Raw genomic sequence first — 12,340 nt, 5'->3', positions numbered from 1 at the left:
CCGGGGCGGCGGAGCGGTGTGCGCGAACGAAGGGAACTCTCGCTGATGGCCGTGGAAGTCAGTCCGGAAGAGGCTGTGACCGCTCCGACCCCGCACCCGCTGGACCAGGACGCCGACGGGGTGAACCGGCCGGGCCTGTTCAAGAACCCCGCGTACCACGAGATGCGCGAGACCGGGACGGGCGTCGCGGACGTCCGGCGGCCGGACGGGTCGATCGCGAAGCTCATCACCCGCTACCACGACGTGGAGCAGGTGCTGCGGAACCACGCGGTGTTCTCCCGGGAGGCCGCCGCCGACGCCGACGACGTGGATCTGGAGGGCACCCTCCTCGGGCTGGACCCGGACGAGCACACGAGCGTGCGCGGCTCCGTCCGGGACTGGTTCACGCCGCGGGCCGTGGAGCGGCTGCGGGACACGGCCGTGGAGCGGGCGGCGGCGCAGTTGAAGGTCATGGTCGAGCGGGGCGAGCCGGCGGATCTGGTGACCGAGTTCTCGTTGCCTTTCTCGCTCAACCTGGTCTGCGACATGCTCGGCCTGCCGCAGGACGGCCGGCTGCGGTTCCGGGAGTGGGGCGACGCGTTCCTCGGCACCACCGAGCAGACCCGCATCGGCGCGGACGAGGCGCTGATCTCGATGGTCGCCTACATGAGCGAACTCGTGGAGGAGCGGCGCCACGCGCCGGGGGACGACCTGCTGTCACAGGTCGCCGTCGGCGGGGCGCACCTGTCGCCCGACAGGCAGATCAAGCTTCCGATCACGCTCGTCCTGGGCGGGTGGGAGACCGTGGCCAGCAGCGTGGGCATCCAGGTGCACGCGCTTCTGACGCATCCCTATGGGGATTACGAGACCGCCTACTCCTACCTGACCGACCACCCCGAGGCCGTGCCCGGCGCCGTGACCGAGTTGGAGCGCATGTTCTCGGTCACGGCGGCTGACGCGATGCCGCGCCGGGTGGTGCAGGACGTGACCCTCCCCAGCGGCGCGCAGCTCCGCAAGGGGGATCTCGTGATCCCGTCCAGCGACGCGGCGAACTACGACCCGCGGGTCTTCGACGACCCGCACCGCATGGACTTCGCCCGCGACCCCAACCGGCACCTGTCCTTCGGGTACGGCGTCCACCACTGCATCGGGCGGCATCTGGGGCACCTGGAGGTGGTGACGGCCATGGCCCTGCTCACCCGGGAGCTGCCCGCGCTCCGGCTGGCGGTGCCGTCCGAGGAGATCGTCTACAAGCCGGGGCACGCCGTCCTCGGCCCGAAGGCGCTGCCCGTCGCCTGGAGTGGCTAGGGCCGCCGCCGGCGGCGGGGCGTCAGGCCCCGCCGCCGGGCGGGAAGACGACCGGGACGCTCTCGATCCCGATCACGCCCGTGGGCCAGGCGACCTGCGGGCGGGCACCGGGCGCGAGCTCGTACTCGGGAATCCGCCGGTGCCATTCCTCAAGGACGACCCTCAGTTCCGTGCGCGCGAGGTGGATGCCGAGGCACCGGTGGGGGCCGCTGCCCCACGTCAGGTTGTTGTAGTCCCGGCCCGGGTCGAACTCGTCGGGGTCCTTGATGTCGGCCGGGTCGCGGTTGGCGGCGCCCACGGCCACGCTCACGGTCGCCCCGGCCGGGATGGAGACTCCCGCGAGGACGACGTCACGTGTCGTCACGCGGGGCACGACGGCGTTGGCCGGGTCGACGCGGAGCATCTCCTCGACGACGGCCGGGATGGTCGAGGGGTCGGCGGCGATCCGGCGGCGGAGGGCCGGCCTGGCGGCGAGCTTGGCGAACATGAGGCTGAGCGCGTTGGTCACCGAGTCGACGCCCGCGAGGACGAAGAAGAAGCACAGGCCGATGGCCTCCTGGTCGGTGAACGGGTCGTCCCCCTCGAACAGGCTGCGGAGCAGGCCCTCGGCGCGTCCGGCCCGGCATTCGGCGACGTGCGCGCTCACGTAGCCGAACAGCTCGGCGGCGGACTGCATCGCTTCGGGCGGCTGCTCGCCGGCGCCGGACAGGTCGGCCATGCGGATGATGACCTCGCGCCAGGCGAGCAGGCGGTCGAGGTCGTCCTGCGGGAGCCCGAACAGGTCGAGGAAGACCTTCGCCGGGACGGGCCGGGCGAGGTCGGCGACCGCGTCGCAGGAGCCTCGTGCGGCGATGCCGTCGATGAGCTCCGCCACCTGGTCCCGGACGGCCTGCTCGACGGAGGCCGCCGCGCGGGGGGTGAAGAACGGCTGGAGCAGCCGGCGGTAGCGGGTGTGGTCCGGCGGATCGAAGGCGATCGGGACGAGCGGCACCGGGCTGCCGAGGGTGTCGAAGGCCCGCTCGGACGAGTACGTCTCCGGGTTCTTGAAGACGTGTTCGGCCAGCTCACGCGTGGTGACCAGGTATCCGGCGTCCGATTGCGCCACCGCGCCGGCGGCGCGGATCACCGCGTACCCCTCCCCCCGGTCGTCGGCCATCGGGAGCTCCTCCATCCGGAGCACGTCCCCACCCGTCAGTTCAGCAGTCATGACCCATCCCGCCCGCCCGGAGGTACGTCCTATGAGTCGCAGATGGTAAGGCTCAGGATGGTGGTTGGGAAGTGCCCCAGACACCTCATTCGCCTACCTACTGCCACTTCTACGTTCGGATTGCAATACACCCCACCGAGTGAGACATATCACTCGTCAGTGGGCGCTACACGACAAGTGAGATCTTGCCGTACCGAACGTTACATGTAATACTCTCACCGCATTCGTCCGATTTTGGGCAACTTTATACCACTCTTCGGTCCGACCTCCGGGCACGGGAGCCGACCCCCGGGCACGGCAGGCGAGGACAGGAGGAGCGCCGAGCGACCGTCACACCGTCCCTTCCCCGGGCGGTCACTCTGGGGGGCACCCGCGATGTCCGTCACCGTCTCCAGCACTCGTCCGAGCAAACCGAAGAACTTTCCCCTCCATCGCACGTTGCCGGGTTTCATCCGGGACCCGCTGAAAGAACTCGAACGCATCAGCAGGGCGGCGGACGGGGAAGTCGTCCGGCTAGACCTCGGCATTGTTAAGCCTTTGTTGGTGACGCGCCCAGAACATCTGCAAATCGTCCTGCGCGAGGAATCCGACACCTATACGCGCGACGGCATCTTCTGGCGTCCCCTCGACGACCTCATGGGCACCGGGGTCCTCGGCGGCACGGGCGAGTCGTGGGCGGTCAGCCGCAAGGTCCTGCAGCCGGTCTTCACGTCCCGCAACATCAGGGCCCTCACCGGCCGGCTGGCCGACACCATCAACGCGGCCGTGGACGAGCTCGACCCCGCCGCGCAGGCGGGACGTCCCGTGGCGGCGGGCCGCGAGATGGCCCGCATCGTCAACCAGACGGTGGTCCGGATCTTCTTCGGGCACAAGATCCGGTCCGCGGAGATCGCCCGGCTGACCCCGGCGTTCGAGGCGGTCATCGCGTCCCTGGCCTTCCGCGTCCTGCTGCCCTTCATGCCCGAGGCGCTCACGCCGCGCGGCCGGTCCTACCGGGCGGGCATCCGCGCCATCGACGACGTGATGTTCGGGCTCGTGGAGAAGTACCGGGACGACCCCGGCGAGGGTCTCGACATCTTCACCGCGCTGTGCCGGGCGCGGTCCGCGGAGGGCAGCGGGCTGACCGACCAGTGGGTGCGCGACAACCTCGTCGGCATGTACGCGGCCGGGACCGAGACCACCGCCACGGCGCTGAGCTGGCTGTGGCCCCTGCTCTGCCGGCATCCCGAGGTGGCCGCGCGGCTCTACGAGGAGATCGACCGCGTGGTGGGCGGCGACCGCGTCGGCCCCGAGCATCTGAGCGGGCTCACCTACACCAAGCAGGTCGTCCAGGAGGTGCTGCGGCTGTACCCGGTCGGCTGGCAGTTCCCGCGCATGGCCGTGCGCTCCGGCACCATCGCCGGCACGCCCGTCAAGGAGGGCCAGAGCCTCCTGATCAGCCCGTACCTGACGCACCACCTCGACTACGTGTGGGAGCGCCCGGACGAGTTCGACCCCGACCGGTTCGCGCCGGAGCGGAGCGCGGGCAGGCACCGCTACGCGTACTTCCCGTTCGGCGGCGGGCCGCACCAGTGCGTCGGCAACCACCTCTTCCACATCGAGGCGCAGCTGATCGCGGCGAGCGTGCTCAGCCGGTACCGCCCCGAACCGGTCGGTGCCGTGCCGTCCCGTCCCGCCATGGGCCGCACGCTCCGGCCGGAGCACGAACTGGAGATGCGCCTCGTACCCGTGGGCGGACGGACATGAGGGCCGAACACGGCGACCGGCGGGACCGCTCCAACACGCCGCACCGCGCGGGCGGCGCCCCATGACGGCGGCCGATGCGGAGACGGATCCCATACGGGCGGCGGCCGAACAGGGCCGGATCTGCGCCCTGGCCACGCACTGCGCCCGCGACCTGCAAGAGCGCGCCGCCGCGCACCCGGACCTGTTCGACGCGAAGCCCTTCGACGCGACCCTCTTCAACGCCGTGTCGCTCGCCAACGCCTTCGGCTCGCCGGACGACTCCCACGCCGCCCTGCGGGTCGCGAACCGCACCTCGCTGTGGATCTTCGCGCTCGACTGGCTGATCGACTACCGGGCGAAGGCCCGCGGAGACGTCGAGGCGCTCGTCGTCCAGTGCGCGGACGCCGTCATCGACGGGGCCCCGGCCGCGGACGCGCCGCTGACCCGGTTCCTCACCGAGATCCGCGACCTGCTCGCCGAGGTCCCCGCCTTCGCCGCGCACCGGGCCGTCTGGCTGGACGAGCTGCGGCGGATGCTGGACGCGATGGCGCTCGAATGGGAGTGGAAGGCGGTCCGCACCGAGACCGGCGCCTGGACGCCGACCCTCGACGAGTACCTCGCCAACGCCGACAACTTCGGCTCCACGTTCGTCAACGCCGGACACTGGATCTTCACCTCCCGGCCGTCCGCGCTGACGCACCTCGACCCGCTGCTGGAGGCGAGCCGAGAGGTCCAGCGCGTCCTCAGACTGCTCAACGACCTCGCCACCTACGAGCGGGACGTCACCTGGGGCGACCTGAACGCGATGCTGCTGCCCGATGCCGACAGGGCCACCGTCAAGGAAAGGATCGGCGAGCTCGTGGACCACTGCCGGAAGCTACTGCGTCCCCTGCATGAGACATGTCCCCGCGAGGCCCGCTACCTGGAACGCCAGATCGGCTACAGCATGGGCTTCTACGGCGCCGCCGACTACTGGGGCGAGCTGTGAACGACCGGCGGCCCGTGAACGAGATCGGACGGACCCACTCCCGCACGGACTCTCGCCATGCCTGCACGGACGGAGAGCAGTCCCGCTCGGCATCGACCCGGAGCGCCGGCTCGGCGGCGTCCACCCACCCGAGGACGGCGTTAAGCCACCCGAGGACGGCGCCTGCTCACTCAAGCACGACGTCCACGACCGGAACGACGGCCCAGGCCGCGGAACTGGTCGCCGGTCTCGTCGCCTTGCCTTGGGGGCAGGTGTCGCCGTCGGTGTACGAGACGGGTCGCGTCGTCTCCCTCGCCCCCTGGCTGACGGGGCACGAACGGCGGATCGCGTTCCTCCTCGACACGCAGCGGACCGACGGCGGCTGGGGCCTCCCCCACGACGGGTACGCGCTCGTGCCCACATTGAGCGCGACGGAGGCGCTCCTGTCCGTCCTCGTCCGAGCGGAGAGCCCGGACGAGGAAGAGCCCGCCCAACCGCAGCCCGCCGAAGACGTGGCCGATGCCGCCGCCCGCGGCCTGAGCAGGCTCCGCGAGCTGCTGACCGGCGGCACCTGGGCGTCCCCGCCCGGTGCCGCGGCCCAGCCGGACATGCCGGCGATCGAGCTGATCGTGCCGTCGCTCGTCGAGCGGATCAACCGGCACCTCGGCGACCTCGGCACCGCGGCCCTCCCCCGGGACGGCCTCCCGCTGCCCGCGAGCATGGACGGCACCAGGCTGGCGCTCGTCCGCGACCTGCTGCGGTCGGGCGCGCGGCCGCCGAAGAAGCTGATGCACGCGCTGGAGATCGGCGGCGCGGCGGCGCACGGGTTCGCGGGGACCGGCCCGGAGTCGACCGGCGCGATCGGCGCGTCCCCCGCGGCCACCGCCGCGTGGCTCGGCGACCGGGCGCCCGCCGACCCGAGCACCCCGGCGCGCTGGTACCTGGAGACGGTCGCGGCCATGCACGACGGCGTCGTCCCGGTCGCCTACCCGCTCACGGTGTTCGAGCGCGGCTGGGTGCTGAGCTGGCTGAGCCGCGCCGGGATCTCCGTCCCCGTCCCGCCGGAGGTGGTGCTGAGCCTCACCGCCCCGCTCCGCGCCGAGGGGACGGCCACGGCGGCCGGCCTGCCCGCCGACGCCGACACGACCGCCGGGACGCTGTACGCGCTGGCCCTCCTCGGCGCGCCGCACCCGCCGGACCCGCTCTGGAACTACGAGACGTCGACGCACTTCTGCACCTGGAAGGGCGAGGACGGATTCTCCACGACGACCAACGCGCACGTGCTGGAGGCGTTCGGCGAGTTCCTCGCGACCGGCGCCGCGGCGCGCGGCGGCGACCGGGACGTCCGCCGCTACGAGGCGACGATCGAGAAGGTCGGCGGCTGGCTGCTGGAGCAGCAGCGCGACGACGGCGCCTGGACCGACCGCTGGCACGCGTCCCCGTACTACGCGACGGCGTCCTGCGCGCTCGCGCTGGAACGTTTCGGCGGAGCCGGGCGCGGCGCGGACGCCGCCGGGCGCGCGCGGGCGTGGATCCTGCGGACGCAGCGTCCGGACGGGTCGTGGGGCCGCTGGGACGGGACGGCGGAGGAGACTGCGTACGCCGTCCAGACTCTCCTGCTCACGGGCCGGCCGCCGGAACCGGAGGCGGTCCGCGCGGCGGCGCGCGGCCGCGACGCACTGCTACGCGGCCTTTCCATGCCGGACGGCGCCCATCCCCCGCTCTGGCATGACAAGGATCTTTACCATCCGAGCGCGATCGTCCGCGCCGCGATCCTGGCCGGGCTCCATCTCATCGAGACGGCGGGAACGCACGAAAACAAAGAGTGAATTTCGTCATATGGTCGGAAGGACGTTAAGCAACTAGCGGAACGCCACTTCAGACCAAGTCATTCCGCTTGAGGGGCATCGTTCGCATTGCTAGTGTTCTGCCCCGTACGGAGGGGACCGGCCGCCACCGCGGCCCGCCGTCCCGAGCCTCCAGCGCCCCTTATCATCACCGCGCCGGTTGCAGATTCTTAAATACATTGTTAGGGCGATTATCATGCGCTTCCGCAACTCCCGACTGCGGACCAAGATTGCGGCCCTGCTGCTGTCCATGACCGCACTGTGGGCCTTCGCGGCGTGGGTGACCCTCCGGGAGGGCGTCAACCTGCTGTGGGTCAGCACCTACGACAGCCAACTCGCCACCCCCTCCGACCCCCTCCTCGTCGAGCTGCAGCGCGAGCGCAGGCTCACCGCGATCTGGCTCGCCCGCTCCGGGCCGGGACAGCAGGCGCTGCTACAGGATCTGCGGGAGCAGCGCATCCGCACCGACAAGGAGGCGGCCGCGCTCCGGGAGGGCGCCAACAGCGCGTCGCTGCGCCGGGCGGCGGACGCCGACCTGGAGAAGCTCGTCGACGCGATGCTGGGCCGGCTGGACAAGCTCGGCGACCAGCGCGACGCGGTGGACGCCCGCGCCGTCGCCCGCGAACCCGCCGTGGACGCCTACACCACGACGATCGGCTCGATCTTCCGGATGTACGACGGGATCGGCACGCTGGACGACGAGGAAATCGCGAAAGCCACCGGCAATCTCATCGAGCTGAACCAGACCTGGGAAATCCTCTCCCAGGAGGACGCGCTAGTGGCGGGCGCGCTCGCTTCCGGGCATCTCACAGCGGACGATTTGACCCGTTTCGTACGAATTTCCGGGGCGCGCCGGCACGCCACGGAGAAGGCGCTCGCGCAATTGCAGGGCCAGGACGACATCGCGTACCGCCGGCTCACCACCAGCGGCGCGCTCGCCAAGCTGAACGCCGTCGAGGACCAGCTGACCGCGGCGCGCGCCGCCCGCGGGTCGCAGCGCCCGCCGATTACCTCCGAGCAGTGGCGGGCCGCGACCGAACCCGCGCTGGACGAGATGCGCGACACGGTCCAGGAGGCCGGTGAACGCGTCGTCGAGCAGGCCAACCCGGTCGCCGTCGGCGTCGTCTCGCGGCTGGCGCTGGCCGGCGGTCTCGGCCTGCTGGCGGTCATCGCGTCGATCATCGTCTCGGTCACCACGGCCCGCGCCCTCGTGCGGCAGCTCGAACGGCTGCGCGGCGCCGCGTGGGAGCTGGCCGAGCACCGGCTGCCCGGCGTCGTCGAACGGCTCGGGCACGGCGAGAAGGTGGACGTCGCGGTCGAGGCGCCGCCGCTGCGGTTCGGCAGCGACGAGATCGGGCAGGTGGGACGCGCGTTCAACGCCGTCCAGGAGACCGCGATCCGCACCGCCGTCGAGCAGGCCGAGCTGCGCCGCGGCATCCGCGACGTCCTGCTCAGCCTGGCCCGCCGCACCCAGACCCTCGTGCACCGGCAGCTCACCATGCTGGACACCATGGAGCGGCGCCGCGACATCGAGACCAAGGAGCTGGAGGAGCTGTTCCGGCTCGACCACCTCGCGACCCGCATGCGGCGCAACGCCGAGAACCTCATCGTGCTCTCCGGCGCCCTCCCGGCCCGCGGGTGGCGCAACTCCGTCCCGATGGTGGACGTCGTCCGCGCCGCGGTCGGCGAGGTCGAGGACTACACCCGCGTCACCGTCCTGCCGTTCGGCCCCGTCGAGCTGGCCGGACGCGCCGTCGGCGACGTCACCCACCTGCTCGCCGAGCTCATCGAGAACGCCGTGTCGTTCTCCCCGCCCGACACCGTCGTGCAGGTCGGCGGGCACCTCGTCGCCAGCGGCTTCGCCATCGACATCGAGGACCGCGGCCTCGGCATGACCGACGACAAGCTGAACGAGATCAACGCGCGGATCGCCGACCCGCCCGACTTCAACCTGCAGAGCTCCGTGCAGCTCGGCCTGTTCGTGGTCAGCAAGCTCGCCGAGCGGTACAACGTGCAGGTCTCGCTGAAGCGCTCCGCCTACGGCGGCACGACCGCCGTGGTCGTCATCCCCCGGGACCTGATCGCCGAGCCGAGCGCCACGCCCGCCGCGGCCGGCGCCACCACCGAGAACGGGCTGGAGGTCCGCCGCCCGGCGACGGCCGGCGCGGCCGCGGGCGGGCGGCCGGCGGCGCAGGGCGCCGATGCCCAGGCGGCCAGGTCGTCGGGTGCGACCGCGACGCTGTCCCCCTCGTCCACCGGTCCGGCGTCCACCGGCCCGCAGCCCACCGGGCCCGCGCTCGTGGCCGTGCCGCCGCCCGCGGCGGAGCCGCCCGGCGCACCGGACGGCGCACCGGACGGCGCACCGGACGGCGCACCGGACGGCGGCACCGCGCCGCCGTCCCGCGCGGACCGCGCACGCTCTCCCGAGGGTGCCGCCCCCGAAGACGGCGGTGAATCCGCAACCACCGAGCCGGAGGATCAGCCACCCGTGCCCGATATCTCCACCACACCGTCCGGTCTGCCCGTCCGGGTGCCCCAGGCGAACCTTGCCGAGCCCCTGCGGGCGGACGAAACCGCCGCCGAGGAGCAGGAGGAGGTGGAGGACCCGGGACGCTCTCCCGAGGAGATCCAGCGGATCATGGGTTCCTACCAGCGGGGCACCAGGCAGGGCCGCTCTGACGCGGCCCAGGCGGAACGGCAGGAAAGGCGCGAGAACGCAGCGGAAGGCGAGGAAGATCAGTGACGCAGAAGACCGGTTCGACCTCGGATCTGGGCTGGCTGCTGGACGATCTGGTCCACCGGCTGCCGCACACCCGCAGTGCCGTCGTGCTGTCGGCGGACGGCCTGCTGATGGCGTCCTCCGAGGGCATGACCCAGGATGACGGGGAGCACCTCGCCGCCGTCGCCGCCGGCATCCAGAGCCTCGCCAAGGGCGCGGGCGTCCGCTTCGGCGGCGGCCCCGTCCGGCAGACGATAATCGAGATGCAGTCGGCGTTCATGCTGGTGACGGTGGCGGGCAAGGGCGCCTGCCTCGCCGTCCTCGCCGGGGACGAGGCCGACGTCGGCCTCATCGCCTACGAGATGGCGATGCTCGTCACGGCCATGGGCCACCACCTCACCACCCCGGCGCGGTCCGAGTCCGCCGCCGAGGGAGGCGCGACATGATGCCCCCCGAGGATCCGCAGGACCAGTGGCCCGACGATACGGTGCCCCCCGCCGCCCGCGGCCGGCTGCTCGACGAGCAGGCCGGCCCGATGGTGCGCCCCTACGTGATGACCAGCGGCCGCATCGAGCCGACCCGCGGCGAGTTCGACCTGATCACGCTCGTCGTGGCGGTCGGCCCCGAGCCGGAGGGCGCGATCGGCCTCGGGCCGGAGCACCTGGCCATCATCCGGCTCTGCCAGTCGGTCATGTCGGTGGCGGAGATCACCGGCCACCTCGACCTGCCCGTCGCGACCGTGCGGGTGATGCTCGGCGACCTCCTCGACAAGGGGTTCGTCTCGATGCAGGAACCCGAACCCGAGGCGGACATGCACGACATCAGGCTCTACAAGGCGGTGATCGATGGTCTCCGGGCCCTCTAGCGCCGGGGGCGGACGGCACGGCGTGCGCGCCCGCAGGCTCCCCACGGCGGTAAAGATCGTGATCGCGGGTGGATTCGGCGTCGGCAAGACCACGATGGTCGCGACGGTGTCCGAGACCCGGCCGCTGCGCACCGAGGAGGTCCTCACCGACAGAGGCGTCGGCGTCGACGACATCTCCGGCGTCGAGCGCAAGGACACCACCACCGTCGCGATGGACTTCGGCCGCATCACGATGAAGGAGGACTACGTCCTCTACCTCTTCGGCACGCCGGGCCAGGAACGCTTCTGGTTCATGTGGGACGAGGTCTCCCTCGGCGCCCTCGGCGCCGTCGTCCTCGCCGACACCCGCCGCCTGTCCGACTGCTTCCCGTCGGTCGACTACTTCGAGCGCCGCAACACCCCGTTCATCGTCGCGGTCAACTGCTTCGAGGGCGCCAAGCGCTACGACCTGGCGGAGATCCAGATGGCCCTGAACCTGGGCCCCAAGGTCCCCGTCATGCTGTGCGACGCCCGCGACCTCGACTCCTGCAAGCAGGTCCTCATCGACCTGGTCCTGCACGCCATGAAGTCCCGCGGCCTGACCGAAGAACCCGAACCCCAGAACGCCTAGAAAACAACGCCTAGAAGACAACGAGGCCGTGTGCGCGCCGACCGACGTCGGCGGGCACACGGCCTCGCGTTGCAGATGCCGGGGGTTCCCCGGGCCGACCTATCCGGTTCTCGATACGACGTAGTCGCAGAGGCCGGTGAAGGCGTCCCGGGCGGGGATGTCGGGGAGGGTGAGGAGTTCGGTGCGGGCGTCCTCGGCCCAGCGGCGCAGGTCGGCGCGGGCGCGGTCCATGGCCGGGTGGGCGCGGAGGAGGGCGAGGGCCTCGGCGTGGAGCGCGTCGTCCTCGGAGAGGTCCTGGACGAGGAGCTCGCGGAGGCGGGCGTCGTCCGGGCCGGAGCCGATGCCGCCGAGGACGTGGTACATCGGAAGGGTGCGGACGCCCTCGCGCAGGTCGGTGCCGGGCGTCTTGCCGGACTCCTCGGTCTCGGAGGCGATGTCGAGGATGTCGTCGGAGAGCTGGAAGGCGACGCCTATCTTCTCGCACGCCGACGTGATGGTGTGCACCACGTGGGGGGAAGCGCCCGAGAGCAGCGCTCCGAAGTGCCCGGAGACGGCGATGAGGGACGCCGTCTTGTCGGCGACGACCTGGAGGTAGTGCTTCAGGGGGTCGTCGTCCGAGCGGGGGCCCACGGTCTCCTGCATCTGGCCGCGGACGAGGCGGCCGAACGCGCGGGCCTGGACGCGGACGGCCTCGGGGCCGAGGTCCGCGAGCAGGTCGGACGCGCGCGCGAACAGGTAGTCGCCGGTGAGGATGGCGACCGTGTTGGTCCAGCGGTAGTTGGCCGACTCCTGGCCGCGGCGGACGGGCGCCTCGTCCATGACGTCGTCGTGGTAGAGGGTGCCGAGGTGGGTGAGCTCGACGACGACCGCCGCGGGGACGACGCCGGGCGCGTCCGGGTCGCCGAAGTGGGAGGCCAGCAGGACCAGCATCGGCCGGAACCGCTTGCCGCCCGCCTCGACCAGGTGCCGGGACGCCTCGGTGAGCAGCGCGTCGTCGCCGCGCACGCACTCCGTCAGCATTTCCTCGACGGTGGCGAGGCGGCGGGCGGCGTCCGCCGCGAGGGCGGCGTCGACGGGAAGCCCGAACGGGCCGGTCGCCGCTTCGGCCGGCCC

The 12,340-nt window shown here is 71.9% G+C and carries 10 protein-coding genes; 8 read left to right on the top strand and 2 right to left on the bottom strand.

Annotated elements, in window-relative coordinates; genetic code table 11:
- Positions 1-75: 75 nt before the first annotated feature.
- Positions 76-1,287 (top strand): cytochrome P450, encoded by a 1,212-nt coding sequence (locus tag IEZ03_RS28575; protein ID WP_184889278.1) that lies wholly within the window; start codon positions 76-78, stop codon positions 1,285-1,287.
- 22 nt (positions 1,288-1,309) lie between these two features.
- On the opposite strand, the gene IEZ03_RS28570 is transcribed toward IEZ03_RS28575, so the two are convergent.
- Positions 1,310-2,494 (bottom strand): cytochrome P450, encoded by a 1,185-nt coding sequence (locus tag IEZ03_RS28570; protein WP_184889280.1) that lies wholly within the window; start codon positions 2,492-2,494, stop codon positions 1,310-1,312.
- A gap of 375 nt (positions 2,495-2,869) precedes the next feature.
- On the opposite strand from IEZ03_RS28570, the gene IEZ03_RS28565 reads away from it, so the two are divergent.
- From IEZ03_RS28565 to IEZ03_RS28535, 7 genes are all read left to right on the top strand, one after another.
- On the top strand, positions 2,870-4,240 hold the full coding sequence (locus IEZ03_RS28565) for a cytochrome P450 (protein WP_229808640.1): 1,371 nt from the start codon (positions 2,870-2,872) through the stop codon (positions 4,238-4,240).
- Between the two features lie 61 nt (positions 4,241-4,301).
- Positions 4,302-5,207 (top strand): terpene synthase family protein, encoded by a 906-nt coding sequence (locus IEZ03_RS28560; RefSeq protein WP_184889290.1) that lies wholly within the window; start codon positions 4,302-4,304, stop codon positions 5,205-5,207.
- 263 nt (positions 5,208-5,470) lie between these two features.
- A complete protein-coding gene (locus tag IEZ03_RS28555) occupies positions 5,471-7,015 on the top strand; it encodes a prenyltransferase/squalene oxidase repeat-containing protein (protein WP_229808639.1) in 1,545 nt (514 codons plus the stop codon).
- Positions 7,016-7,229: 214 nt separating this feature from the next.
- Positions 7,230-9,776, top strand: coding sequence for a sensor histidine kinase (locus tag IEZ03_RS28550; RefSeq protein ID WP_184889294.1), 2,547 nt, complete (start codon positions 7,230-7,232; stop codon positions 9,774-9,776).
- Positions 9,773-10,198, top strand: a complete 426-nt coding sequence (locus tag IEZ03_RS28545) for a roadblock/LC7 domain-containing protein (protein ID WP_132043230.1) — start codon at positions 9,773-9,775, stop codon at positions 10,196-10,198. The genes IEZ03_RS28550 and IEZ03_RS28545 overlap by 4 nt, the downstream gene beginning before the upstream one ends.
- Positions 10,195-10,617, top strand: a complete 423-nt coding sequence (locus tag IEZ03_RS28540) for a DUF742 domain-containing protein (RefSeq protein WP_184889296.1) — start codon at positions 10,195-10,197, stop codon at positions 10,615-10,617. The genes IEZ03_RS28545 and IEZ03_RS28540 overlap by 4 nt, the downstream gene beginning before the upstream one ends.
- The gene (locus IEZ03_RS28535) at positions 10,598-11,227 is read left to right on the top strand and encodes a GTP-binding protein (protein WP_184889298.1); all 630 of its coding nucleotides are present in this window, start codon (positions 10,598-10,600) and stop codon (positions 11,225-11,227) included. The genes IEZ03_RS28540 and IEZ03_RS28535 overlap by 20 nt, the downstream gene beginning before the upstream one ends.
- 99 nt (positions 11,228-11,326) lie before the next feature.
- Here IEZ03_RS28535 and IEZ03_RS28530 read toward each other — a convergent pair whose 3' ends face one another.
- A complete protein-coding gene (locus tag IEZ03_RS28530) occupies positions 11,327-12,247 on the bottom strand; it encodes a polyprenyl synthetase family protein (RefSeq protein WP_132043367.1) in 921 nt (306 codons plus the stop codon).
- Positions 12,248-12,340: the final 93 nt, after the last annotated feature.

Origin of the sequence: Actinomadura livida, assembly GCF_014648675.1 — a bacterium.
Lineage (GTDB): Bacteria > Actinomycetota > Actinomycetes > Streptosporangiales > Streptosporangiaceae > Spirillospora > Spirillospora livida.
Note: the sequence above shows the minus strand (reverse complement) of the source record. Positions and strands in the feature narration are given on the sequence as shown.

Coding starts and splice junctions, on each gene's coding strand:
- IEZ03_RS28570 (WP_184889280.1), bottom strand. CDS start 2,494: ATGACTGCTGAACTGACGGGTGGGGACGTGCTCCGGATGGAGGAGCTC.
- IEZ03_RS28565 (WP_229808640.1), top strand. CDS start 2,870: ATGTCCGTCACCGTCTCCAGCACTCGTCCGAGCAAACCGAAGAACTTT.
- IEZ03_RS28560 (WP_184889290.1), top strand. CDS start 4,302: ATGACGGCGGCCGATGCGGAGACGGATCCCATACGGGCGGCGGCCGAA.
- IEZ03_RS28550 (WP_184889294.1), top strand. CDS start 7,230: ATGCGCTTCCGCAACTCCCGACTGCGGACCAAGATTGCGGCCCTGCTG.
- IEZ03_RS28540 (WP_184889296.1), top strand. CDS start 10,195: ATGATGCCCCCCGAGGATCCGCAGGACCAGTGGCCCGACGATACGGTG.
- IEZ03_RS28535 (WP_184889298.1), top strand. CDS start 10,598: ATGGTCTCCGGGCCCTCTAGCGCCGGGGGCGGACGGCACGGCGTGCGC.
- IEZ03_RS28530 (WP_132043367.1), bottom strand. CDS start 12,247: ATGCTGACGGAGTGCGTGCGCGGCGACGACGCGCTGCTCACCGAGGCG.